Below are 26,163 nucleotides of genomic sequence, written 5' to 3'. Positions count from 1 at the left end.
GGCAATCCATCGGCGTTTGGACGCTTCCGGGTTGCTCCCGTTCGTGGTGACGTTGAGGACATAACGCGGGGGAAAAGGGGTTGTTCCCCAGTCGAAACAACCGATTGAGGCTTCCGGGACCGAAATTCACCGGATTTGGCTACGCCCGAGTAGGTATTGCGGTTGCAAGTACCTCAAGCACTATTTCTTGGGCCGATTTTCCAGCCGGCGCAAAAATTCCCGCATCACGGTGCGGTACAGCTCGTCCTTGAGCTTCGCATCTTCGACGCCGAGGTCGATGCTGGGGTTGTCGTTGATCTCGATGACGAAGACGCCGCGGTCGTTCTGCTTCAGGTCCACGCCGTAAAGCCCGTCGCCGATCAGGCCGGCCGCCTTGACCGCGGTGTCGATCACCTCCGGCGGCGCCTCATCCACGGCCAACGTGCGCGAGGAGCCTTGCTCGGCCCGGCCGTTGCCGCCGTGCTTCACGATCTGCCAGTGCTTCTTCGCCATCAGATACTGGCAGACATAGATGGGCTGGCGGTTCAGCACGCCGACGCGCCAGTCGAATTCCGTGTACATGAACTCCTGGGCGAGGATGACGTCGGACTGCTCGAACAGCCCTTCGGCGGTCGCCTCAAGCTCGCTGCGGTTCTGCACCTTGAACACCCCGCGCGAAAAGGACCCGTCCGGAATCTTCAGCACGATGGGGTAGGGGATCTCCTGGTCCAGCGCGGCAAGGCCCCGCTTGTCGAAGATCACGGTCTTGGGCGCCGGGATGCGGTTGGCCTTCAGCAGTTCCGCCAGATAGACCTTGTTGGTGCATTTCAGGATCGAGTTCGGATCGTCGATCACCGGCATGCCCTCCGCCGCCGCCTTGCGGGCGAAGCGGTAGGTGTGGTGGTCGAGGTTCGTCGTCTCGCGGATGAACAGCGCGTCGAATTCGGCGAGGCGCAGATAGTCCTTCTTCTCGATCAGCTCGACGGCGATGCCCAGGCTTTCGCCGGCCTTCACGAACTTCTGGAGCGCGCGCGGGCTGGAGGGCGGCAGCTCCTCCTTCGGGTTGTGAAGGATGGCGAGCGTGTAGCGCGGCGAGGCCTTGGTGGCCGTCGGCTCCCGCCAGGAGGCGCGGGTGTAGGCGTCCAGCGCCGTTTCGAACAAGGCTTCCTGGTCGGGGCGCAGGTCCGCCAGCGACAGCGGCTCCAGCGTGTGGACCGTCCAGCTGTCCTTCAGCCGCACCTGGGCCTTGAGAAGGGGGCAGCGGAACAGGTCGAAAATCTGCCTGGCGATGTCCTGGAAGCGCGGGTCGTCGGCGTGGCCGAAGAAGATGCACAGGTTGAAGGAGGCGCCGGGCGCGTCGGGCATCCGCTTGATGGTCCGGCGTAGCGCCTCGTTCACCTCCGCCAGCCGGGGGCGGTAGAAATCCTTCTGCGACAGGTCGAGGATCGTCTTGACCGTTGGGATCACCCGCTCCCCGCGCGCCTCCGCCAGCAGGGAGCAGTAGTAGCCCGTGCCGAGGTAGCGGTAGCTGCGCGACAGATTCAGCACCCGCACGCTGCGCTGTGCCTTCACCGTCTCCGGCTTGGCGATGTAGTCGCGGGCGCTGACGACCTGAAGGGTGTCCTTCGCCCATTTGACGTCGGCCCGCCGGTCGACGATGAGGATGTGGCCGGGCATCAGGCGGCGGGCTGCCCGCGCAGCAGGATGGTGGCTTTGAGCTGCGCCTTGCCGTAGCGGGCCATGCGCTCGAAGTCGGCCTTGGGGATTGGCATGTTCATCCGGTCAATGTGCGCGTGGTGCCGATCATACACCAACGGGTCGTGAACATACAGGAAACGGTCGTCGGCCCCGGTCACCACGACCCAGTGCGGGAATTTTTCGTGGTAGATCCGGTAGGAGCTGATCAGCACGATCGGAATGGCGCCCTTGCTCACCGCGTCGGCCATGTCCTCCGCCGTCAGCGTCGTGTGGTGCACGGTTACGCCGGAGCCCTCCAGCTCGTCCAGGAAGTCGTCGTGGACGATGCGCATGACCTCCTTTTTGTCATCGCTGCGCACGCTGTCCAGAAAGGGGGTGCTGCTGTCCTTCACGTAGATGTCCACCGTCAGCCCGCGCTTGGCGGCGGCCAGCGCCAGCCCGAACGGCCCGCAGCCGCCGTGGCCGGAGGTCATGAACACCGTCGTGGATTCGCGCCACAGGCGAATTTCCAGCTTGCGGCCCAACTCGATCTCGGTCGGCTTCAGGGCCTTCATCCCCATCATCAGGGCCGACGGGCCGCAAGTGAAGTCGAGCGTCTGCTGGTAGTAGGGGACCATCGGGCCGCCGAGCGGCGCGCTCGGCCCCACGTTGCCCAGGCGCTTTTCCAGCCGCAGCGCCTCCATGTGGTCTTCGTAGTAATCGGTGTAGACGCCGAACTCGCGGTAGCCGCTTTTTTTGTAGAGGTCGATGGCCGGAACGTTGTCCCGCCGCACTTCCAAGCGAAGATAGATACAGTCGCGCGAACGCGCGGCCTGCTCCGCCGCCGCCAGAAGGCGCTTGGCGACCCCTTGCCCCCGGTGGTCCGGGTCCACGGCGAAGGAATAGAGCCGAGCCAGCGAGGTACCGGAATGGAAGGACACCAGCGCGTACCCGACCACTTTGTCGCTGTGAACCTCCACAAGACCTGTGGCCTTGGCCTTCGTCAGCAGGTATTGAAAACTGCGACGGGTCAGCCGGTCGGTGGCGAAGCACCGCTCCTCGATGGCCAGCAGCGCCGGGATGTCTCCCGGCTGCGCCTGGCGAAGCTGGATGCGGTCGTCGCCGGTGTGGCCGGTCCTGTCGGGATGAAGTTCGTCGAGCATCTGGAGGTTCAAAGAGGCTGGCGCGGATGCCATCTTACTCCCTTCGACCGGGCTTGAAAGCGGTCACGGCGGTGGAGCGTGTGACGACGGATGGACGGCCATCAGCCTTAAAAGTTGCTTAACCATAGTTCCGGAAACTGCCGCCAACTGGTAGGACGGCCCCGAACCGCCCGCTCCAGTTGGCCCTTGAAGGAAGAAAGTCAAGACATGGACGCTCGGTATAAGTCCCGCGAGATCGAACGCCGCAGTCTGGATGTCGACGGGCTCAAGCGCTCGTTTCTGGAATGGTTGGTCTATTCCGTCGGCAAGGACGCGCGCGCGGCGACCCGGCGCGACTGGTTCCACACGGTGGCGCTCGCCGTGCGTGACCGGCTGGTCGACCGCTGGATGGACACGACGCGGACTTATTACCAGCAGGACGCCAAGCGCGTTTATTACTTGTCGCTGGAATTCCTCATCGGCCGACTGCTGAGCAACAGCCTGGCGAACCTGGGCATCACCGACCAGTGCCGGCAGGCGCTGGACCGCATCGGCCTGAACCTGGACGACGTGGTGGAGGCGGAGCCGGACGCCGCACTCGGCAACGGCGGTCTCGGGCGCCTCGCCGCCTGCTTCCTGGACAGCATGGCGAGCGAAGCGCTGCCCGGCTACGGCTACGGCATCCGCTACGAGTTTGGCCTGTTCGAGCAGCGCTTCGAGCACGGCTGGCAGGTCGAGTATCCGGAGCAGTGGCTCCAGTTCGGCAACCCGTGGGAATTCCCGCGGCCGGAGGTTCTGTACCCCGTGCAGTTCTACGGCCGCGTCGAGGAGTTCCGGGATTCCGTGGGCGAGAAGGCCTACCGCTGGGTGGACGCCGAACGCGTGCTGGCCATGGCCTACGACACGCCGGTGGTCGGATTCGGCGGGAACACGATCAACACGCTGCGCCTGTGGTCGGCGCGCGCCACGCGCGACTTCAACTTCGGCCACTTCAACGACGGCGCCTACATGAAGGCCGTCGAGCAGAAGGTGCTGTCGGAGAACCTGAGCCGCGTGCTCTACCCCAACGACGCGACCGAGACGGGCAAGGAACTCCGCCTGAAGCAGGAGTATTTCTTCACCTCCGCCTCGCTGCAGGACATCCTGCGCCGCTATCTGCAGCACCATTCCGACTTCGACAACCTGCCGAACAAGGCGGCGATCCAGCTCAACGACACGCACCCGGCCATCGGCATCGCCGAGCTGATGCGGCTGCTGGTCGACCAGCACGGCGTGCTGTGGGACAAGGCGTGGGAGATCACCCAGGCGACCTTCTCCTACACCAACCACACGCTGCTGCCGGAAGCGCTGGAGGCATGGCCGGTCCGCATGCTGGAGCGCGTGCTGCCGCGCCACATGCAGATCATCTACGAGATCAACGCCAAGTTCCTGAACCGCTCCAAGGCGCGGGCGGCCGGCGACAACGGGCGCCTGTCGCGCCTGTCGCTGATCGACGAGCGCGGCGACCGCCGCGTGCGCATGGGCAATCTGGCCTTTCTCGGCTCGCACAAGGTCAACGGCGTGTCGGCGCTGCACACCGACCTGATGAAGCAGACGGTGTTCGCCGACTTCCACGCGGAGTTCCCGGACCGCATCAACAACAAGACCAACGGCATCACGCCGCGCCGCTGGCTGCATCAGGCCAACCCGCCGCTGGCCCAGTTGATCACCAGCCGGATCGGCGACGGCTGGATCAAGGATCTCGGCCAGCTGAAGACGCTGGTGGAGAAGGCCGACGACGTGGTCTTCCGTGAGGAGTTCCGCCGGGCCAAGCGCAAGAACAAGAAGCGGCTTGCCGCCTACATCGCGCGCCAGACCGGGGTCGAGGTGCAGGTGGACAGCCTGTTCGACGTGCAGGTCAAGCGCATGCACGAGTACAAGCGTCAGCTCCTGAACATCCTGCAGGCCATCGCGCTGTACAACGAGATGCGCGACAACCCGACCGTTTCCTGGGTGCCGGTCACCAAGATCTTCGCCGGCAAGGCGGCGCCGAGCTATCACATGGCCAAGCTGATCATCAAGCTGATCAACGACGTGGCCAAGGTGGTGAACCACGACCCGTCGCTGCACGACAACCTGAAGATCGTGCTGCTGCCGAACTACAACGTCACGGCGGCGGAGATCATCATGCCGGCGGCCGACCTGTCGGAGCAGATCTCCACGGCCGGCATGGAGGCGTCGGGCACCGGCAACATGAAGCTGGCGCTCAACGGCGCCCTGACCATCGGCACGCTGGACGGCGCCAACGTCGAAATCCGCGAGCATGTGGGCGAGGACAACATCTTCATCTTCGGCCTGACCGCTGACGAGGTGAACGACCTGCGCGCCAGCGGCGGTTTCAACCCGCGGGAGGTGATCGCGTCGAACCCCAGCCTGAAGCGGGCGCTCGACATGATCTCGACCGGCGTCTTCTCGCCGGACGACCCCAACCGCTACCACCCGATCCTGCAGGCGCTGACCGACGGCGGCGACCATTTCCTGGTCACGGCGGATTTCGCGGCCTATTGCGAGGCCCAGGAACAGGCGATGGAGCTGTATCGCGACCAGGAGGAATGGACCCGCAAGGCCATCCTGAACACCGCGAACATGGGCTGGTTCTCGTCCGACCGCACCATCATGGAATACGCGACGGAGATCTGGAACGTCCACCCGGTCAAGCCGGAACACGGCGGCGACGGTTTCCGGTAAGCACGTTTCGAATAAAATTGAGGCGCGAAGGCGCGGGTGCTTTACAAGCCCCGCGCCTTTCGTTTATCAAGCGTTCCATGAATCGCTCGCTCGCCATCACCACCACCACTACCAAAACGACCCGCTCCGGCGGGCCGTCGGCTGGTGGCGTGCGTTGATCGAGTAGAGACGCTTCACCCACCACGAAGGCCCCGCCGGACACGGACGGGGCCTCGGTGTATCTGGGGGCCGCCGTCCGACGCTCGATCCGGGCATGCACAAAGGACGGAACCCGAAAGATGAGCACCCCCTCTGCCTCTCCCCGCCGCGTCGCTGTCGTCGGAGCCACCGGTGCCGTCGGCCGTGAAATGGTCGATGTCCTCCACCGCCGCGCGTTCCCGGTCGCGGAACTCGGCCTGTTCGCGTCGGAGCGCAGCGCCGGCCGCACCGTCGAGACCCCGTTCGGCGAGAAGACCCTCGTGGCGTTCGACGTCGAGAAGGTGAAGGGCTATGACATCGTCCTGCTCGCCGTGTCCGGCGACTTCGCCAAGCAGCACGCCCCGGCCATCGCGGCGGGCGGTGCGCTGGTGATCGACAACTCCTCGGCCTTCCGCTACGACGACAACATCCCGCTGATCGTGCCGGAGATCAACGCGCACGTCTTCAAGGATGGCGCCAAGAGCGGTGGCCGCCTGATCGCCAACCCGAACTGCACCACGGCCATCGCCGTCGTGGCGCTCGGCCCGCTGCACAAGGCCTTCGGCCTGAAGCGCGTCATCGTCTCCACCTATCAGGCGACCAGCGGCGCCGGTGCGGAAGGCATGGCCGAGCTGGAGGAGCAGACCCGCAACCAGCTTGAGGGCAAGCCGGTCACCAACAGCGTGTTCCGCCACCCGATCCCCTTCAACCTGATCCCCCAGATCGACGCCTTCCAGGAGAACGGCTACACGAAGGAGGAGATGAAGGTGACCTGGGAGACGCGGAAGATTCTGGAGATCCCGGACCTGCCGCTGAGCTGCACCGCCGTGCGCATCCCGACCTACCGCGCCCACTCCGAGGCGATCACCATCGAGACGCTGTCGCCGGTGACGCCGGACGCGGCCCGCGCCGTGCTGGCCGACGCGCCGGGCGTGAAGCTGACCGACGATCCCGCCAACGGCGTCTACCCGATGCCGCTGAACGCCACCGGCCAGTTCGACGTCGAGGTCGGCCGCATCCGCACCAACCTGGTGTTCGGCGACCACGGCCTGGACATCTTCGTCTGCGGCGACCAGCTGCTGAAGGGTGCGGCCCTGAACGCGGTGCAGATCGCCGAGCTGGCGCTGTAAGATGGAAAGTTCCCTCTCCCGTCTCCGGGCGGGAGAGGGATCAAGACTGGAACGGCGGCCTCCACGCTGCTATCTATACGCCTGAACGAAGAGGGTCGCGGAGCGCCAGCGCTTCCGGCCCTCTTCGCCGTTATCGTTGCTCAAGTTACGGGATTCGCGCATGTCCGAGCTTCTGGACGCTGTTTCCCGGCGTCGAACCTTCGCGATCATCGCGCACCCGGACGCCGGTAAGACCACCCTCACCGAAAAGCTGCTGCTGTTCGGCGGCGCCATTCAGATGGCCGGCGCGGTGAAGGCGCGCGGCGAGCAGCGGCGCGCCAAGTCGGACTGGATGAAGGTGGAGCGCGAGCGCGGCATCTCCGTGACGGCCTCCGTCATGACCTTCGACTTCGACGGACGCACCTTCAATCTGCTGGACACGCCGGGCCACGAGGACTTCTCGGAGGACACCTATCGCACGCTGACCGCGGTGGACAGCGCGGTGATGGTCATCGACGGCGCGAAGGGCATCGAGAGCCAGACCCTGAAGCTGTTCGAGGTCTGCCGCCTGCGCGACGTGCCCATCATGACCTTCTGCAACAAGATGGACCGCGAGGCGCGCGACCCCTTCGACCTCATTTCGGAGATCGAAAGCTCGCTCGCGCTGGAGGTCACGCCGGCCAGCTGGCCCATCGGCATGGGGCGCGACTTCCTCGGCTGCTACGACCTGATCCGCGACCGCCTGATCCTGATGGACCGCACCAAGGGCGACGAGATCGACGACGGCATCGAGTGCCACGGCCTCGACGACCCGAAGCTGGACGAGCTGCTGCCCGCCCACGCCGTCGCCAAGCTGCGCGAGGACGTGGAGATGGCGCGCGGCCTGATGCCGCCCTTCGACTTGGAAGCCTACCGCGCCGGCCATCTGACGCCGATCTATTTCGGCTCGGCCATCAACAACTTCGGCGTTCGTGAACTGCTGACGGGCCTCGCCGAGAGCGCTCCGCCGCCGCGCCCGCAGCCGGCCGAGCAGCGCGCCGTGCAGCCGGATGAGGGCAAGTTCAGCGGCTTCGTGTTCAAGGTCCAGGCCAACATGGACCCGAACCACCGCGACCGCATCGCCTTCGTGCGCATCTGCTCCGGCAAGTTCAAGCGCGGGGCGAAGCTGAAGCATGTCCGCTCCGGCAAGCTGATGGCGGTCAACAACGCCGTGCTGTTCCTGGCCCGCGACCGCGAGCTGGCCGAGGAGGCCTGGCCGGGCGACATCATGGGCATCCCCAACCACGGCAGCCTTCGCATTGGCGACACGCTGACCGAGGGCGAGGACCTGCGCTTCACCGGCGTGCCGAGCTTCGCGCCGGAGCTGTTGCAGCGCGTCCGGCTGGACGACCCGATGCGGGTGAAGCACCTGCGCAAGGCCCTGGAGCATTTCGCGGAGGAAGGCGCCTCCCAGGTGTTCAAGCCGCTGACCGGCGCGGATTGGGTGGTCGGCGTCGTCGGCCAGCTGCAGTTCGAGGTGCTGGCCGCCCGCATCGAGGCGGAGTACGGCCTCACCGCCCGCTTCGAAGGGGCCGGCGTGGACGCCGCGCGCTGGATTGAGACGGACGACGACGCCCAGCTCAAGAAGTTCCTCGACCTGAACCGCTCCGCGGCGGCCGAGGACCACGACGGCGCGCTCGTCTTCCTGGCGCGCAACGCCTGGCACCTGAACCGCACGCAGGAGGATTTCCCCAACCTGCGGTTCCTCAAGACGCGCGAGCAGAACCGAAAGGTGCACACCGCCGCTTGAGTCTTCGGTGGCGCGGCTCCTCGACCGAGGGCCGCGCCATAGTTTTGCCCGCACCTGTCCGTTTCGAGTAGCGACTTTTCCGGAAAGTCAGATTGACTTTCCTCCAGGGGTCATTGACCTTTGACTGCATAACGGCGGGGGATGGCGGCTGTCCTCCAGGCCGGCCTGGACCTCCTCGCGTCGGTGGCGGAACGGTTCACAAGCAACGGTTCACGACGGCTACGCGCGCGGGACGATCCGTGCGCGCACAGGGACGAGAGGGCGGCATGTTCGGTGGCCTTGGTGCTTTTTTCGACACCAGCGGTTTCATACCCCATGGCGTGTGCCTGCTCTGGAACCCGGATGTCCTGGCGCTGCACGTCGGCGCCGACGTGCTGACGGGCCTGTCCTACTATTCGATTCCCATCGCCCTCGTCTATTTCGTGCTGAGGCGGCGCGACGTGGCCTTCAGCTGGGTGTTCTGGCTGTTCGCCGCCTTCATCCTGGCCTGCGGCACCACCCATTTCTTCAGCATCTGGACCTTGTGGCATCCCGACTACGCCCTTGAGGGCGTGATCAAGGGCATCACGGCGGTGGCCTCGCTGCTGACCGCCGTGGCGCTTTGGCTGCTCATGCCCAAGGCGCTCGCCCTGCCGAGCCCCAGCCAACTTGCCGCCGCCAACGACGCGCTCCAGCGCGAGATCGAGGTGCGGCGTCAGGCGGAGATGCGGTACGCGGGCTTCTTCAACAATCTGGTGGAGGGGCTGTTCGTCGTGACGGTCCTGCCGGACGGGCAATTCGCCTTCGATACGCTGAACCCCGCGCACGCCAAGGCGACGGGCATCGATCCGGACGCCATTCGCGGCCGTCTGGTCCGCGAGGCGCTGCCGCCCGCGACCGCCGACGCGGTGATCGCGCGGTACAGCGCCTGCATCGCGGCGGACGAACCCATCGATTACGAGGAGACGCTGGATCTGCCCATCGGGCGGCGCGTCTGGCACACGGTGCTGGCGCCGGTGCGCGACGACAGCGGCCGGATCGTCCAGATCCTCGGCAGCGGCCGCGACATCACCGAGCGCAAGCGCCTCGACGAGGAACTGGTCCAGACATCGAAGCTTGCCACGCTCGGGACGCTCGCCGCCGGCATGGCGCACGAGATGAGCCAGCCGCTGAACATCATCCGTATCTGGGCGGAAAACGCCCTGTCGCGCTTGCGCGACGGCGATGCGGACACCGGACGTTTGGAGAAGGTGCTGTCCATCGTGTCCGACCAGACGGACCGCATGGGGAAGATCATCGACCACATGCGCACTTTCAGCCGGCGGGACACCAGCGACCTGCAATTCTTCGATCCGGCCCCGAACGTGCGCTCGGCCGTCGATCTGGTCGCCCATCAGTTCGCGCTGGAGAACATCACGGTTTCCGCGGACATCGACAGTGGCGGCTGGGTCGCGCGTGGCCGTCCGCTGCAGTTGGAGCAGGTGATCGTCAACCTCCTCTCCAACGCGCACGACGCGATCGTGGAGCGCCGCGCGTCGGCGCCGGACGATGCGCCGCCCGAGGGGCGCATCGACGTGTCGCTTCGGTGCGACGAGGGGCTTGGCCAGACGGTGATCACGGTCACCGACGACGGCGGCGGCATCAACCCGGAACTGCTGCCCCGCATCTTCGACCCCTTCTTTACGACGAAGGAGGTCGGCAAGGGCTCCGGCCTTGGCCTCTCCATCGGCTACGGCATCATCGATTCGATGAGCGGGCGCATCGAAGCCGCCAACGTTGAGCACGGCGGCGGTCGCCGCGGCGTGCGTTTCACCATCACCCTCCCGGTTTCCCGTCCCTCCGCGCAGTCAGTGGAACGTGCCCATGCCTGACCCCGCCCACATCCTGGTGGCCGAAGACGAAGCCTTGGCCGCCATGGCGCTGGAGGATTTCCTGTCCCGCAAGGGGTACCGTGTGACGCTCGCCCAGGATGGGCTGGAAGCGCTGGAAGCGTTCCACAACGACCCCGCCGACCTCGTGATCACCGACCTTCGCATGCCGCGCATGGACGGCCACGCGCTGATCCGCGAACTGCGATCCCGGCACGCGGATCTGCCGTTGCTGGTGATGACCGGCTTCCTGTCGCTGGAGCCCGGACAGGACGACCTCACCGCCGACCGGTGGAAGCCTTTGGAAGTGCTGCGCAAGCCGGTCAGCCCGCAGGACATCCTGACGACGATGGCGCGTCTGATGAACCGGGCGGAAGACGCCGACGCGTGACGTGCCCTCCTACGCTGCCCCGCCATCTTCCAGCGGTTCCACATCCACGCTGACGGTCAGGGCGTGGCCGGCGCCGCCCTGGAGGACGCCGCGCGCCGGGCTGACGTCGTTATAGTCGCGGCCCCAGGCGACCGTGATGAAGTCCTGGTCCGCCCGGCGGGCGTTCGTCGGGCAGAGATCCAGCCAGCCGGCCGGCCCGCACCAGGCCGACGCCCAGGCGTGGCTGACGTCGGCACCGACGAGGCGCGGCTGGCCCGGTGGCGGCAGCGTGCGCAGATAGCCGGAGACGTAGCGCGCCGGCAGCCCAGCCGCGCGCAGGCACCCCACCACGATGTGGGCGAAGTCCTGGCATACGCCGCGCCGGTGGCGCATGACCTCGGCCATCGGGGTGGCCACGGTGGTCGCCGTCGGGTCGAAGGTGAAGTCCCGGTGGATGCGGTGCATCAGGTCCAGCGCCGCCTCCGCCACCGGCCGGCCGGGGGTGAAGGAGCCGGCCGCATAATCGCTCAGCACCGGCGACACCGCCACCAGCACGCTGTCGAAGGCGTACTGCACGATCTCCGCCCCATCGTCCGGGCCGGACAGGCCGCGCAGGGAATCGCGCACCGTCTCCCAGGGCGGCGTGGCCGCCGCGTCGAGGGCGGGCGGCGGGAAGACCTCCACCTCGCTGTCCGCGGTGATGGTGAATTGCCGGTGCGGCTCCTGCACGGCCACGTAGGTGGTGGTGTTGCCGAAATAGTCGGTGTGGTCGGACCGCGCGGCGGGCAACGGCTCTACGGACAGCACGCAGCGCCGGACCCGCTGGCGCGGGTGGGGGCGGGCGGTCAGGTGCAGCAGATGATGCGACACCGACACGTCCTCCCCATAGTCGTAGCGGGTGACGTGCCGCACGCGGTAGCGCACGCCGCCGGTCGCCGGGGAAGTGAGGGCGTCAGGCCGATCGGGCGAAGGCATGGCTGAAATAGGCGTGTGTGAGGAGGTTCGAAATGTCCGGCAGGGACATGGCGAGCGTGTCCAGCAGGCGGTTCAGGTCGGTGCTGGACCGCAACGCCTCCGGGTTGCGGAGCGACGCGCGGGCCGACTGGACGATGGACAGGGCCGAGGCGGTGGGGCCGCCGGAGTCGCCGCCCGCCCCGCCGGGCAGGGACTCGACGTGGCGTTCCAGCGCGGCGAGCTGGAAGGCGAGCGAGCGCGGGTTCGACTCGTCGGCCAGCAGCAGCTCCAGCACGGGGGTGCGCCTGACCTTGGTGAGGTAGCGGGACCGGTAGGTCATCACGCTCTCCCCAAGCTCCAGCAGGACGGCGAGCGTGGCGGCCTGCGCGCTTTCGTCCTGCCGGTCGAGGCCGGCGACGTTCACGCCTCGCATGATCGAGAGGGTGTGCAGCGTGCGCTCGATGCGGCGCCCGATCTCCAGGAAGCGCCAGCCCGGCCCGCGGGTCATGCTTTCCTGTTCCATGCCGGCGATGGCGGCGAGCAGCGTCACCAGATCGTCCAGCCGCAGCAGCATGGCGGCGGCGTCCAGCCGTTGCTTGGGCGGCTGGCTCATCCGTTCCAGCATGGTGACGACCCGCCACATGTCGAGCGACAGGCGGTCGCGCACCGAATAGGCGGTGCGGTGCAGCCGCTGCACCTGGGCGCGCAGGCTGTTCGGGTGGTCCGGATCGACGACCGAGGTGTGGAGCGCATTGCGCAAGGCCCGCCCGCTGCCCAACTCCGACACGCGGGTCAGGTCCCAGGGGATCATGCCCTCCCACGCCATCAGGCAGAGAAGCGGGCGCAGCTGCGCCGACGCGCCGGGCATGGTGCCGTCGGTCAGGCGGGTGTGGGTGGCGCGCAGCAGGCGCACCGCGCCCTCCGACCGCTCGGCGTAGCGGCCCAGCCAGTAGAGGCTGTCGGCGACGCGGCTCGGCAGGTCGTTGGCGGCGGGGCGGAGCGTGGGCACCGCCGATTCCTCGGGCGCCGGCTGCGGGCTCTGCCGCGCCGGGGCGGTCTCGCTGCGGCGCGGGGAGAGGATCCAGGTGTCCTTGCTGCCGCCGCCCCGCTGCATGGAGACGACCAGCTTGCCGGATTCGGTGGACACGCGCGTCAGCCCGCCGGGCATGACCGCATAGCTGCCGTCCGGCCGCGCGCACAGGAAAACGCGCAGCACCAGGGGGCGCGGCTGCAGCCGGCCGCCCTGCCAGACCGGGGCGGTGGACAGGGCCAGCCGTTCCTGCGCGACGTAGCACCAGGGACGGGCGTTGATCCGCTCCACCAGCGCGATTCGCTCGGCCGCCGACAGGTCGGCGCCGAAGATCGGCTCGAAGGCGAGGGAGGGGAAGGCGGGCTTCACCACCAGCCCGTCCAGATGGTCGATGACGTAGGCGCGCTCCGCGTCGTTGCCGCACCACCAGACGGCGACGCCGGGCATCTTCAGCTCCTCGCCCAGTAGGTGGCGGCACAGAGTCGGCAGGGACGACTTGACCGCCATCGACTCCATGAAGCCGGACCCCAGCGCGTTCGCCACCGCCACCGTGCCGGCGCGCACCGCCTCGACCAGCCCCGGTACGCCGAGCGAGCTGTCGGCGCGCAGCTCCAGCGGGTCGGCGAAGTCGGCGTCCAGGCGGCGGAGGATCACGTCCACCGGCTCCAGCCCCGACAGGGTCTTCAGGAACACCCGCCGGTCGCGCACCGTCAGATCCGCGCCCTCCACCAGCGTAATGCCGAGATAGCGGGCGAGGTAGACGTGCTCGAAATAGGTCTCGTTGTAGGGGCCGGGGGTCAGCAGCACGACGCGCGGCTGGTCGCGCCGGGGGCTGAGCGCCAGCAGCGTTTCCTTGAAGGCGTCGAAGAAGGGCGCCAGCCGCTCCACCTGACAGTGGCGGAAGCTGTCGGGCAGCACCTTCGACATCACCGCCCGGTTCTCCAGCGCGTAGCCGCTGCCGCTCGGCGCCTGGGTGCGGTCGGACAGCACCCACCAGCGCCCGTCCGGCGCGCGGGCGAGGTCGGCCGCGTAGAAATGGAGATGGATGTCGTTCGGCACCCGGATCCCGTGGACCGCGCGGCGGAACCCCGGATCGGCGTGGATGACCGCCGGCGCCAGCCGGCCGCTCCGCGTCAGGGTCTGCGGTCCGTAGATGTCGGCCAGGATGGCGTTCAGCAGCGTGGCGCGCTGCGTCAGGCCCGACTCGACGGCCTTCCACTCGTGCGACGGCATCAGCAGCGGCACCATGTCGAGCGGCCAGGGCCGCTCCATCCCCTTGGGGTCGCCGTAGATGTTGTAGGTGACGCCGTTCTGGTGCAGCAGGCGCCGCGCCTCCTCCCACCGCTCCGCCATCAGTTCGGGGTCGAGCGGGCCCAGCGTGCCCATGAAGGTCTGCCAGTGCGGGCGCAGGCGGCCCTGCCCGGTGACCATTTCGTCATAGACCTGCCCCGTGCCGTAGCCGAGCGCGTCGGCCTCGCCGAACAACGACCCCTGAAGGAACGGAACCGTGCGCAATCCCAGCGGCGCGGGACTGTTGGGATCCGGAAACGGAGGATCGGAAAAGGGGTTATCGCGGTCGGACAAGGCGGGTTCGCACGCTCACGTCTGGTCTATTGCGATGGGAGTGTGAACGCCCACCCCGGCCGATGCAAGCGGCGGATCGGAGAGCCCCGGCCGGATGAGAATCCGGCCGGGGTGTCGTGCCCCGGTTACAGGGTCTTCAGATACTCGATGAGCTGGAACCGCTGCTCGTCGGTCAGGGTCGCGCCATACTCGTGCCCGGTGGCGCGATTGCCGGGCTTGCTGGTGTCGAAGGTGAAGCTGTTGTCCGACGCCGCCTGATCCACACCGACCTTGACCGGGTCGAACGAGGTCGTGCCGACCCGGAACGTCGCGGACCGCTGGGACACCGGCAGCAGCAGCTCGTACAGGTTCGGGACCGAGCTGTTGTGCATGTAGGGCGCCGTCGCCCAGACGCCGTCCAGCGGGCGGGACTTGTAGGCCAGCAGCTTGCGGGCCAGCGTGGAGATCGACACGTCCTGCGCTGAGGGCTGCGGGTTGGCGGTCGCGGATGCGTTCCGGACGGCAACCGCCTTTTCCGCCGGCGTCGGGGCGGCGATGATCGTCGGCGTGTCGGGGGCCTTTTCCAGCAGCTTGGCGACGGCCAGCGCCTTCGTCACGTTGGTGGCGCTGGTGCCCGACTTGGTCTTGCCCTTGCTCTGGCCGAGCAGGCCGTTGACGATGTCTTCGCCGAACAGAAGGGCCAGCAGTTCCGGTTCGTCCGACACATTTTGCAGGATCGTGCCGAAGACCGCGTTCGACAGCAGGAGCGCCGCCAGATCGGGGTTGGCGAGCGGTGTCCCCGTCGGCACCTTCTTGGCGATGTCGGGGGCGATCGGCTTCAGCAGCTTCTTGAGGAGGGTGCTGATTTCGGCCGGCGGCATGACGGTGCCGGTGAGCACGCCGGGATTCACGAAGCGGCAGAGCGCGTCCACCGCCGTCTTCGGGTCGGCGCCGTAATTGACCGTGACGAGGCCCCGGTCCACGGCCTGCTGGACGCCCTGGTCCCCGGTGCACATCAGCCGGAACGTGTTCGCGACCTGCGTCGCGTCGTCCTCGTTCGCCCACTTGAACAGCGGGACCATCGTGGTCGGTACGGTCGTGTTCGGCTCCGTCCGCTTCAGGACGGCGTGACAGGAGGAGCAGTTCTGGTCATACAGCTCCTTGCCCGCCGCCACCTTGACGCGGTCGATCGGGCCGGCGATCTGCTCCGGCCAGACCGGCGAGCGCAGAGCGCGGAGCTGGTTTTCCATGTTGATCAGGTTGCGGGCGCGCACCGTGGACGGATAGAAATCCAGCGCGTGCTTGGGCTTCTTCAAGGTGGCCTTGCCGAAGACGCCCAGAACCTCGCCGGAATTGCGGCCCAGCGCGGCCAGCGCGCCGTTGTTGTCCATCAGGCCGTTCCACTGCACCACCGACTGGTGCGGCGCATCCCACAGATAGGGATAGCTGACCGGGGCGTCGGGGGCGGCGTTGTTCTTGTCGATGTTCAGGTCGATGGCCGAGACGCGGTTGAAGATCATCGCGAAGGCGTCGGTGCGCATCGGCCCCCAGGGGGTGGCCGGCGTGCTCTTCTCCACGAAATGGGCGAAGGAGGCGTCGAACTCCTGCAGCTTTGCCAGCAGGTCGCGCTTTTGCTGCGCGGTTGCGTCGGGGCCGAGCACGCGCTTGGCGAAGGGCTCGAACTTGCCATCCACCGCCACGGTGGCGTGCACCGCCCGGCTGAGCGCGCTGATGAAGCCGTACAGGTCGCCGGTCGTCACGGCGCCGTCGATGCGCATGGTCTTGTCGCCGACGCGCACGTCACCCGTGTGGCAGGCGGCGCAGGTCATGCCGACCCAGGCGGTGCTGTCGGAATCGGTGTCCTTCACGAAACCGACGGGCAACAGGTCCGGGTTGCCGGTGCTGGGCGTGCCGCGCAGATAGCCGAAGCGTGTGATGCCCTTGTGGAACAGGTCCTTGGTTTCCGGATCCTCCAGCGCCATGAACCAGTCGTAGCGGATGATCTGAGACCCCTGCGTGGTGTTGTAGTACCACTGGCGGTCCTGGTCGTTCCAACCCTGATCGAGATACCAGAGATCGCCGATCTGCTGCGGCGGCTTGATGGTGGTGTCCTGCGGCAGGGCCGGCGGCTGTTCGGCGCAGGCGCTGAGCAGCATGGTTCCCGCAGCAAGGGCGGTCAGCAGGCGGGCGTTCATTCCTTTCGCTCCTGAAGTCGGGTTCGGCGCGTGGCCGACGATCCTTCAAGGCTTAGCGGGATAACAATTCTAAGGGCGCAAAAGCTTTCCGATGCATCTGCAATGCGGGAAGAACGGTTCTATAAATCGCGTTTTGGATGCGGACCCAGTGCTTTTCGACCACGAATGAATGCAATGCGGAGCGCGCGTCATAGGCTGCCCGTCCGAGTCCTATGCGACTCGGACGGGTGTGTTGTCCGGCGTTTACCCGCGCCGCAGATCCAGCGTCATGGGGAACTGCGGGTTGCGCTCCTCCGCCGGCATGGCCATCGGGCCGGGGGTGTGGCCGAAGGGGAAGAAGCGGGCGAGCCGCCGGCCTTCTGCCTCGTTCGCGTTGACCGGGAAGGTGTCGTAGTTGCGGCCGCCCGGATGCATCACGTGGTAGGTGCAGCCGCCGATCGATCGCTCCGCCCACAGGTCCACGACGTCGAAGACCAGCGGCGTGTGCACGGGGATGGTCGGGTGCAGGCAGGACGGCGGCTGCCACGCGCGGTACCGCACGCCGGCCACGAACTCGCCCTCCGTTCCCGTGGGGATCAGCGGAACGCGACGGCCGTTGCAGGTGACGGCGTAGCGCGCGTCGGTCAGACCGGTGACGCGCACCTGCACCCGCTCCACCGAGCTGTCGACGTAGCGCACGGTGCCGCCGCCGCCCGGCTCCTCGCCCAGCACGTGCCAGGGTTCCAGCGCCATGCGCAGCTCCAGCGTGATGCCGCGCTGGACGACGTGGCCGTAGACCGGGAAGCGGAAGTTCATGTGCGGCGCGAACCAGCTCTCCTCGATGGGATAGCCGTGGTCGCGCAGGTCGGCGATCACGTCGGCCAGATCCTGCTGCACGAAATAAGGCAGCATGAAGCGGTCGTGCAGTTCCGTGCCCCAGCGCACCAGCCGGCCCTTGTAGGGCGCCTTCCAGAAGCGCGCGACCAGCGCCCGCAGGAGAAGCTGCTGCGTCAGGCTCATCTCCGCGTGGGGCGGCATCTCGAAGGCGCGGAACTCCAGCAGGCCGAGGCGTCCGCTGGAGCTGTCGGGGGAGTAGAGCTTGTCGATGCAGAACTCCGCCCGGTGGGTGTTGCCCTGCACGTCGGTCAGCAGGTTGCGCAGCGCGCGGTCCACCAGCCAGGGCGGGCAGTTGCCGGCCTCCGCCGCCTTGTCCAGCTGGTTGAAGGCGATCTCCAGCTCATAGAGCGTGTCGTCGCGCGCCTCGTCCACGCGCGGCGCCTGGCTGGTCGGGCCGATGAACAGGCCGGAGAAGGCGTAGGACAGCGCCGGGTGGTTCTGCCAGAAGGTCAGCAGGCTGCGCAGCAGGTCCGGCCGCCGCAGGAAGGGGCTGTCCGCCGCCGTGGCGCCGCCCATCACAACATGGTTGCCGCCGCCGGTGCCGCAGTGGCGCCCGTCGATCATGAACTTCTCGGCCCCCAGGCGGGACTGGCGCGCGTCCTCGTAAAGCTCCTGCGTGTTGCGGACCAACTCGTCCCAGCCGTGGGCCGGGTGGATGTTCACCTCGATCACGCCCGGATCCGGCGTCACGGCCAGCGAGTTCAGGCGCGGGTCCTTCGGCGGCTGGTAGCCTTCGATGACCACCGGCATGTCCAATTCGACGGCGGTCGCCTCGATCTCCGCCAGCATCGCCAGATAGTCCTCCAGCGTGTTCATCGGCGGCATGAACAGGTGCAGGCGCCCGTCGCGCGCCTCGCAGGTCAGGGCCGTGCGGACGATCCACCAGGCCGACTTGCCTTCCTCCGGCAGTTCGGTGCGCACCTCCGCCATGGCGCGTTGGAGCTGGGCGCGGCGCTTGTCCGGGTGGACGCCGCGATCCGGTTCCTGAACCGCCTCGCGGACGCGCTGGCGCACCGGCACGGGATGCGGGGGCAGGGGCGCGCGCTCCTCGAACGGGTCCACGTCCCAGGAATAGGGATAGTCCTGCGGCGCCACCCAGGGCAGGGAGCCCAGCGGCAGGCGGTAGCCGACGGGGCTGTCGCCGGGGACCAGCAGCAGCTTTTCCTGGCGCAGCGGCCACGCGCTGGACAGCCAGACCGGCCCTTCCTGCGTCACGCGCCGGTTGATCGGCATGGCGAAGCCGACCGGCGTGTTCAGGCCGCGCGTGAAGACGCGGGACAGCCGTTCCCGCTCCTCCTTGTCGTCCAGCTTGCTGTTCAGCGGATCGACGTTGACCGGCAGCTGCGATTCCCGGCGCAGGTAGTGCCAGGGGTCCTCATAGGCGGCCAGCACGAAGGCCGGGTCAAGGCCCAGCCGCTTCGCCAGCGTCGTCAGGAACAGCCCGGCGTCGTCGGTGGTGTGGCCGTAGTCGGTGTCCTCGCGCGCCAGCAGGTCGGCGTTGGCCCACAGCGCTTCGCCGTCGCGGCGCCAGTAGATGGTCATGGCCCAGCGCGGCAGCGACTCGCCCGGATACCACTTGCCCTGCCCGAAATGCAGCAGCCCGCCGGGCGCGAAGCGCTTCATCAGCCGGTGCACGAGGTCGGCGGCCCGTTTGCGCTTGTTGGGGCCGAGCGCCGTGGTGTTCCACTCCGCGCCATCCATGTCGTCGATGGACACGAAGGTCGGTTCGCCGCCCATGGTCAGGCGGACGTCGCCGGCCCGAAGCTCCTCGTCGATGCGGTGGCCCAGCGCCTCGATGCCCGCCCACTGCCGGGGGCTGTAGGGCTTGGTGACGCGCGGCGCCTCGTAGATGCGGGTGACGGACATCTCGTGCCCGAACTCCACCTCGCACTCGTCGATCAGGCCGGAGATGGGGGCGGCGGAGGAGGCGTCCGGCGTGCAGGCCAGCGGGATGTGCCCTTCGCCCGCCAGCAGGCCGGAGGTGGGGTCGAGGCCCACCCAGCCGGCGCCGGGCAGGAACACCTCCGTCCAGGCGTGCAGGTCGGTGAAGTCGGCCTCCGGCCCCGAGGGGCCGTCCAGCGCCTTCTGGTCGGCGGTCAGCTGGATCAGGTATCCGGACACGAAGCGCGCCGCCAGCCCCAGGTGCCGCAGGATCTGCACCAGCAGCCACGCGGAGTCGCGGCAGGAACCGGTGCGCTTGCCCAGCGTCTCCTCACAGGCCTGGATGCCCGGCTCCAGCCGGATGACGTAGCCGATGTCCTTCTGCAGGCGCTGGTTGATGTCCACCAGGAAGTTGATGGTCGCCGCCGGCTCGCGCGGGATTTCGGCCAGATAGGCGGCGAGCAGCGGTCCCGGCTCCTCCGCCTCCAGATAGGGGCGCAGCTCCCGTTCCAGCCACGGCTCGTAGGCGAAGGGGATGGTCTGGGCCTTCTCTTCCAGGAAGAAGTCGAAGGGGTTGATGGCGGCGATCTCGGCGACAAGGTCCACCTCCACCGTGAATTCCCGCGTCTTCTCCGGAAAGACGAAGCGCGCCTGGTAGTTCGACTGCGGGTCCTGCTGCCAGTTCAGGAAATGCTGTTTCGGCGAGACCCGCAGGGAGTAGCTGAGGATCGGGGTGCGGCAATGCGGCGCCGGACGGAGCCTGACGATCTGCGGTCCCAGATTGATCGGACGGTCGTAGCGGTAGACGGTCTTGTGGTTGAGAGCGACGTGGATCGCCATGAATGCTCCCCGTTTTCTTTGGCGGCGTGGTCTGCGGCGGCCGTTGCCGACCGGGACAGTCCGGCAGGCGGATGGGGCAAGTTACCACCGAAGTGGTAAGGCGCACAGCGCGCCTTCGCACCCGCGGCAAAAATCAGTTGCACAAAAGTCACGCGTCCAGCCCGCGACGGAACGGCGCCTTTTATTGCTTTCCGTGCGACTCTATAAGGGAGACCCTATTCTTGTAACGGGTATAAGTCCGGCCGAGGCAACAACTTTTTCGCGTGTTGCCCACCGCGTGGACGGAACGAAGGGTGTTCGCAGAGGATGGCATCGCTGGCGGCGTCGGGTGGCGGCGGCTTGCGGTCGGGCGGTTCGGCGCCCGGCGGCAGCGCGCGCGGCGTCGTCACCGGGCGCTACTTCAATCTGACGCCCCTGCCGCCGCCGCCGGACGTGCTCGGCAACCCGCTCGTCGTGCCCGACCTGCCGACGCACAAGATGCCCCAGGAAACATGGCGCGGACGGTTGCAGCGTATCCTGGCGCGCTTTCACATCGGCAAGCAGTCGGCCCACACCACGCTGCGTTGGAAGGTGCAGGACACCATCGCGTCGGTCGTCGCGTCGGTATCGCCCACCGTGACGATGGCCGGCGACCGGCGCGGACCGGGCAAGGGGAAGGGAAGGCCCGTCCCAGTCATCGTGGTGCGGCACCCCTATCACCTGCGCCATGTGTTCGAACTGATCTTCCAGATTCCGAACGAACTCGCCGCCGAGCGCCGCTTCCTCGAACTGCTGATGGGGCGCATTTTGCGTCGGTATGGGGAGCAGATGGCGCTCATGAAGGGAGCCGCCTTCTCCTTCGAAAACGAGGCGCGTGAATATTTCTTTGCCGGGTTCAAGCTGGAACGGCAGATCAAGAAGATCAACAGTCCCGATGAACGCTTCGCTGCGCTGCAGGCGATCTACACCAACTATTTTCATGCGCGGAATTATTATTACTATGCGTTGCTGCGCCGGGAAAAACTGACGCCGGACAACAAGTTGTTCATGCTTTACTCGCGCGCCGCCTATTTCATGGCCCGCGTGGACTGGAGCGGTGAGCTGCTGGACAAGCCCAACCAGCGGTCCTTGCCGAGCCGCGAGGACATGCTGTTCTTCGTTCAGCGTGACAAGACCGTTCTGACGCGCTATCGGACCGACCAGGATTTCCAGCGGCAGGTCAAGGCCGTGCTGGAAGCGTTTCCGGGATGAGGGATTTTCCGATGCGGGCAGCGATTGTTCTGGCGGGTCTGCTGGCGGCCGGTTCGGCCATGGCGGCGGAGACAAAAGCTCCGGCCCAAGCTCCGGCCCTAGACTGCGCGGCGGACAGCCCGGCGGGTCAACTCATCTGCCGCGACGCGGCGCTCGGCGCCGCTTCGGAGAAGATGGATGCCGCCCTCAAGGCTCTCGCCGACGCCGCCGGGGAGGCCGGGCGCGAACCGCTGGCCGCCGGCCAGCGCGCCTGGATGCAGCGGCGCGACGCCGCCTGCCCGGTGAGCGAGGCGGATCTGGCCGACCCGAAGAAGGGCAAGGACCGCACCGGCTGCCTGTCCCGCCAGATCGCGGAGCGCACCAAGGCGTTGGAAAGCGAACTGGCCGCCCGCCGCGCGCCGGTGGCCGACGAGCCGGTGACCATCACCGACGCCGCCCCGCCACCCCGTCTGGCGCCGGCCCAGGCCAAGCCGGCTCCGGCGAAGCGCCCGACCGGTCTGCCGGCCCTCGTCGGCCGCTGGGCCAAGGCTGATCCGGTGGCCCGCACGCCGGTCGACGACTGCCGCGTCTCCTACCTGGAACTGTCCAAGGACTCGACCCTCAGCCTGCACGACCCGCGCATTCCCGGCTTCCCGGTCGAAGGGCGCGTGAAGTTGGACGGCGGCGATCTCGCGCAGGAGGATGTCGCCTTCGCGTCCGACGCGGGGAACGGCCCGAAGGGTACCCTGCGTCTCGACGCGGCGGAGGCCGCGCGCCTCGACCGGCTGTTTCTGCGCCTGGAGCAGCCGCTTCCCTTCGGCGCGACCTTCGTCCGCTGCCGCTGAGGTTCAGGACGGAATCATTTCCAACCGCAGCCGGATCGTGCCGCGCAGGCTCTCGCCGGGCTGGAGCGTGCACAGGCCGGCATCGGCCTCCCGGCTGCGGTTGACCGCGTCGGTCATGTGCGTCACGGGCTCGACGCACAGGTAGTCCTCGCCCCGCGGTGCGTAGATCACCAGATGGCCAAAAGGACCGTCGGCGGTCAGCGTCAGCCGCAGCCCAAGCCCCGGCCACGTCAGGGCGGCGCGGCCGTCCCAGCCGGTGAAGCCGTTGTCGAGCACCGTCCGGTCCATCTCCACCCCCTCCGGAAAGTCCCAGGCGGCGGGCAGCGGCGCGCGCTCGGCCGGGAGGAGGGTTGGGTCGTTCATCCAGACGTTGTGGACGCGCGCGTCCAGCCGCGTCCCCGGCGGCTTCGGGAAATAGGGATGGAGACCGATCCCCGCGGGCATCGGCCGGCTGTCCTCGTTGACGAGGTCCAGCGCAACGTGCAGCCCGTCCTCCTCCAGCACGATGTCCTGCGTTGCGCCGTAGCGCCACGGCCAGCCGTCGGCGGCGTGGCGGTAGACGAGGCGGGCAAAGGATTCCTCGCGGTCCTCGACCGTCCAGGCGGCGCGCCAGCCATGCCCGTGGATGGCGTGCGGGCAGCCGTCCATGTCCAGCGGAAGCTCCACGTCGCGTCCGTCGAACCGGAAGCGGCCACCGTCGATGCGGTTGGAGAAGGGAACCAGCGGAAAGCAGCCCATGTCGATGGCCGACCCGCTGGCGAGCGCCCAGTCGGACGCCGGCCGCAGCAACTCGACGGTGCCCTCCGGCCCATGCCTGGTCAGGCGGGCGATCGACCCGCCCCGTTCCGGGCACAGCACGCACTCCATGTCGCCGCGTCGCAGCGCTAGGATTTCGGCATCCTTCCCCAAATCGGCCTCCAGGCGGTCGGTCGTCCGCCGGGTATCGCACAGCCGGCGCGGGAAAGAAAGTGCATCGCCTCACGCGATGGTGACGCCCGGAACACGCGCCCTGACGCGTGCGCAAGGCCTGGGTACGCGAAAAAAGGCGTTTCGATTCCGCAACCGTGACGCTTAGTATGCGTCGGGTTTATACACCGGCTCTTTACCGGTCCCCTCCGACAATGCACCACCACAGCTCCGGCCGACGCCCGTCGCGCCGCATTCCTTCGTAGGCACCGCGTGTCCAAGCCTTTGTCCACCATGCAGGCCGTGTCCTCAGGCTCCGTCGGCGCGATTGACGAGGCCGAACTATGCACCTCGCTCGCCGATTTCCATGGCGAGCAAGGACGGATGGTCATCGGCATCGCCTTGCGCCAGTATCTGGACACGATGGTCCTCACTCCGACCGAGGTCATCCACAACGCAAAGCTGTTGAAAGCCCTGCTCGACCAGTCGCAGCTGGTCGAGGTCGCCACCGCAAAGGTCGCCACGGTCCAGGCGCGCATTCCGGGCCAGGACCAGAAGGCCCGCCGCACGGCGGTTCAGAATGCCATCAACGAGACCTCCGCCAAAGCGCGCGTCGCGCAGGTCGCCTTCGCGGGACTTCCCAAGGGGCGGGTTCCGGTCGAGGCGGTGCTGGCCGGCGGTCCCGGCCGCGCGCCGACGGGCAATTTCGACTACGACCTGCGCGTTGCGATCAGCCTCGACCTCGCGGAGCACCGGACATGGTCGGCCAAGCTCGACCGGCTGGTCGAGCTGTACCAGGGCGACGGCGACCAGAACGAACGCCTCATGGTCGCCGTGGACGGTGTCATCGGCGACGTCCTCGCCTCGGTTGGGGCCGGGCAGGAGCTGTTCGGCGCGGCCCTGTCGCCCGGAGCGGTGCTCGCGAAGCTGTGCGACACCCTGTTCGGCCGCGTCCCCATGGAGACGTTCGGGCCGAACCGCATCGGGATCCTGAACGGCTGGTTCCGCCAGGGCAAGCTGCCGCTGGCGCGCGCCATGGTGCTGGAGCGGATCCGGCGGCAGCTGCGCGCGCCCCAGCCGCTGGGACGCGGTGCGGCCGACCAGGAGGCCGAACTGCTGCGGACGCTGATCGGCCATCTCCTGACCCCGGCCGGACTGACCGGCGGCGGCGCGATGGCCGATGCGATCACCGTCCGCTATTCGCGGCGGCTGGAGCAGGGCGGGGCCAGCGCCTACCGTCGGTCCATCGTCGGGCTCAGCGAGACGCAGTCCGACCTCATCTGCCGCATCCACTATCTGGCCGCCGTCTCCACGGTTCCGGCGGCCGAGCGCCACATGGGCGAGATCGCGGACGCGCTGGACGCGGCACTCGGCAACGAGTTGCTGGTCGAGAACATGATCGTGCAGACGCCGGACACGGCGCTCGTCCAGCAGTCGCTGGCGGGAGCGGTGGAAGCGCTGCGCGCCTGCGGTCTGCCCGACGCGGTGAAGGCGCGGATCGCCGGCCGCGCCGAGTTCATCGTGGACGAGTTCGCCAAGCGTGGCCGTCTCGCGCAACGCCTGCGCCAGATCGAGCCGATGCTGCGCCGCCGCACCATCCGTCTGGCGGAACTGGCCTGTTCCGGCCTCGTCCGCGAGGAAGGGGCGCTTCCCCTGCTGCGCCAGCACATCCTGGAAATCGTCCGGCAGCCGCAGTTCCAGGCCGACCTCGTCACCGTCCAGCACGACGAGATCGCCCAGGCCGAAGTCCGCCGGCTGTACGAGCTTCTGGACAGGCTGCGGCAAGTCCCGTCGCAGACCCAGCCGCCGCCCGACGCGCCAGCGCCAAAGACGGCACCGGTGCGCGCCACCGCCGCGCCGCCATCCGGTTCGCCACCGGGTTCGTCATCGGCGCCAACCGCTCCGGGGCCGCTTGCCGGCCGGCGTGCGCCGCGCCAGCTGGCGACCGCCGCCGAGACGGTGGCCGTCGACCTTTCGTCCCGTCCCGTCAGCGTCGCCACCGCCGCCCAACAGGCCGAGCGCCCGTCCGGGCCGGTGGGAGGCAGCGCGGTCTGCCCCAATTGTTTCAGCCCCAAGGGCCAACGCGAGGCCTGCCGGGATTGCGGCTACCCGTCGCAGATGGAAAACCGCAACGGCATCCACCTGATGCCGGGCACGACCCTGCTGGGCCGGTACAAGATCGGACGGATCCTGGGGCAGGGGGGCTTCGGCGCCACCTATCTCGGCTGGGACGAGCGGTTGCACGTCAAGGTGGCCGTCAAGGAATTCTACCCGGCCAACTTGATTTCGCGGGTTCCCGGCTCGCTCAGCGTCATGCCCTTTTCCGACGATCACGCGCGCAACTTCACCGCCGGCCTCGCCAAGTTCCTCGACGAGGCGCGGCTGCTCGCCCGCCTGCGGGACGTGAAGGAGATCGTCAGCGTCCAGGACTTCTTCGAGGAGAACGAGACCGCCTACCTCGTCATGGAACTGCTGGACGGCCGGACCATGAAGAAGTACGTCGCGGAATGCGGCGGGCGCATCGACGCGCGGCGGACGCTGACCATCCTCTCGCCGATCATGCGCGCGCTCCAGGCGGTGCACGAGCATGGGCTCGTCCACCGCGACATCAGCCCGGACAACATCTTCCTGACCACCGGCGGCGAGCGCAAGCTGCTGGACTTCGGCGCCGCCCGGCACGCGGCGGGGCGCGACTCCGGCCTGACCGTCATCCTGAAGCCGGGCTACGCCCCGCCGGAGCAGTATTCGCCGGACGGCAAGCAGGGACCCTGGACCGACGTCTACGCCCTGTGCGCCACGGCCTATCAGGCGCTGACCGGCAAGGCGCCGCCCGACGCGACCAGCCGCTTCATGAACGACAAGGTGCCGAAGCTGTCGGAGTACGGGGTGGCGGTGCCGCCCGCCTTCGAAAAGGTGCTGTTCGCCGGCCTGTCGATGCGCTGGCAGGAGCGGCCGCAGAGCATGCGCGACCTGCAACGCGCCATGACCGGCACCCTGAACGCGTCCTGAGGTCCATTGGAAAAAAAGCCCTTCTCCGTCGGGGAGAA

Annotated in this window: 15 protein-coding genes; 8 read left to right on the top strand and 7 right to left on the bottom strand. The window is 67.9% G+C overall.

Features of this window, described 5'->3' with window-relative positions:
- Positions 1–180: 180 nt before the first annotated feature.
- Both ACSVC7_RS13180 and rimI read right to left on the bottom strand, forming a co-directional pair.
- Complete coding sequence (locus ACSVC7_RS13180; protein WP_448204736.1) at positions 181–1,656, bottom strand: RimK family ATP-grasp domain-containing protein; 1,476 nt, start codon at positions 1,654–1,656, stop codon at positions 181–183.
- Positions 1,656–2,819 (bottom strand): ribosomal protein S18-alanine N-acetyltransferase, encoded by a 1,164-nt coding sequence (gene rimI / locus ACSVC7_RS13175; protein WP_448204737.1) that lies wholly within the window; start codon positions 2,817–2,819, stop codon positions 1,656–1,658. Before rimI ends, ACSVC7_RS13180 begins: the two co-directional genes overlap by 1 nt.
- A 207-nt stretch (positions 2,820–3,026) precedes the next feature.
- Between rimI and ACSVC7_RS13170 the strand changes: the two genes are divergently transcribed.
- The 5 genes from ACSVC7_RS13170 (at position 3,027) to ACSVC7_RS13150 (ending at position 10,838) form a co-directional block, all read left to right on the top strand.
- Complete coding sequence (locus tag ACSVC7_RS13170; protein WP_448204738.1) at positions 3,027–5,525, top strand: glycogen/starch/alpha-glucan phosphorylase; 2,499 nt, start codon at positions 3,027–3,029, stop codon at positions 5,523–5,525.
- Between the two features lie 278 nt (positions 5,526–5,803).
- Entirely contained in the window at positions 5,804–6,832 is a 1,029-nt protein-coding gene (locus ACSVC7_RS13165) for an aspartate-semialdehyde dehydrogenase (protein WP_448204739.1), read from the top strand.
- 160 nt (positions 6,833–6,992) lie between these two features.
- Positions 6,993–8,600, top strand: a complete 1,608-nt coding sequence (locus ACSVC7_RS13160; RefSeq protein ID WP_448204740.1) for a peptide chain release factor 3 — start codon at positions 6,993–6,995, stop codon at positions 8,598–8,600.
- A gap of 266 nt (positions 8,601–8,866) precedes the next feature.
- A complete protein-coding gene (locus ACSVC7_RS13155; RefSeq protein WP_448204741.1) occupies positions 8,867–10,450 on the top strand; it encodes a sensor histidine kinase in 1,584 nt (527 codons plus the stop codon).
- Positions 10,443–10,838 carry a response regulator gene (locus ACSVC7_RS13150; protein ID WP_448204742.1) on the top strand — a complete coding sequence of 132 codons (396 nt, stop codon included), beginning with the start codon at positions 10,443–10,445 and terminating at the stop codon, positions 10,836–10,838. The genes ACSVC7_RS13155 and ACSVC7_RS13150 overlap by 8 nt, the downstream gene beginning before the upstream one ends.
- A gap of 9 nt (positions 10,839–10,847) precedes the next feature.
- Here the strand turns inward: ACSVC7_RS13150 and ACSVC7_RS13145 are convergent, their stop codons facing one another.
- From ACSVC7_RS13145 to ACSVC7_RS13130, 4 genes are all read right to left on the bottom strand, one after another.
- On the bottom strand, positions 10,848–11,741 hold the full coding sequence (locus tag ACSVC7_RS13145) for a transglutaminase family protein (protein ID WP_448204743.1): 894 nt from the start codon (positions 11,739–11,741) through the stop codon (positions 10,848–10,850).
- A gap of 28 nt (positions 11,742–11,769) precedes the next feature.
- Positions 11,770–14,385 carry a circularly permuted type 2 ATP-grasp protein gene (locus ACSVC7_RS13140; protein WP_448204744.1) on the bottom strand — a complete coding sequence of 872 codons (2,616 nt, stop codon included), beginning with the start codon at positions 14,383–14,385 and terminating at the stop codon, positions 11,770–11,772.
- A gap of 125 nt (positions 14,386–14,510) precedes the next feature.
- Entirely contained in the window at positions 14,511–16,559 is a 2,049-nt protein-coding gene (locus ACSVC7_RS13135) for a di-heme-cytochrome C peroxidase (RefSeq protein WP_448204745.1), read from the bottom strand.
- A 243-nt stretch (positions 16,560–16,802) separates the two neighbouring features.
- On the bottom strand, positions 16,803–20,156 hold the full coding sequence (locus ACSVC7_RS13130) for a transglutaminase family protein (protein ID WP_448204746.1): 3,354 nt from the start codon (positions 20,154–20,156) through the stop codon (positions 16,803–16,805).
- Between the two features lie 306 nt (positions 20,157–20,462).
- Between ACSVC7_RS13130 and ACSVC7_RS13125 the strand changes: the two genes are divergently transcribed.
- A complete protein-coding gene (locus ACSVC7_RS13125; RefSeq protein WP_448204747.1) occupies positions 20,463–21,386 on the top strand; it encodes a hypothetical protein in 924 nt (307 codons plus the stop codon).
- Positions 21,387–21,397: 11 nt separating this feature from the next.
- Complete coding sequence (locus tag ACSVC7_RS13120) at positions 21,398–22,210, top strand: lysozyme inhibitor LprI family protein (RefSeq protein ID WP_448204748.1); 813 nt, start codon at positions 21,398–21,400, stop codon at positions 22,208–22,210.
- Between the two features lie 3 nt (positions 22,211–22,213).
- On the opposite strand, the gene ACSVC7_RS13115 is transcribed toward ACSVC7_RS13120, so the two are convergent.
- Positions 22,214–23,119 carry an aldose 1-epimerase gene (locus ACSVC7_RS13115; protein WP_448204749.1) on the bottom strand — a complete coding sequence of 302 codons (906 nt, stop codon included), beginning with the start codon at positions 23,117–23,119 and terminating at the stop codon, positions 22,214–22,216.
- A 270-nt stretch (positions 23,120–23,389) separates the two neighbouring features.
- Here ACSVC7_RS13115 and ACSVC7_RS13110 point away from each other — a divergent pair, with 270 nt between their 5' ends.
- Positions 23,390–26,125 (top strand): protein kinase domain-containing protein, encoded by a 2,736-nt coding sequence (locus ACSVC7_RS13110; RefSeq protein WP_448204750.1) that lies wholly within the window; start codon positions 23,390–23,392, stop codon positions 26,123–26,125.
- The last annotated feature ends 38 nt before the right edge of the window (positions 26,126–26,163 follow it).

This window comes from Azospirillum mesophilum (genome assembly GCF_053470405.2).
Note: the sequence above shows the minus strand (reverse complement) of the source record. Positions and strands in the feature narration are given on the sequence as shown.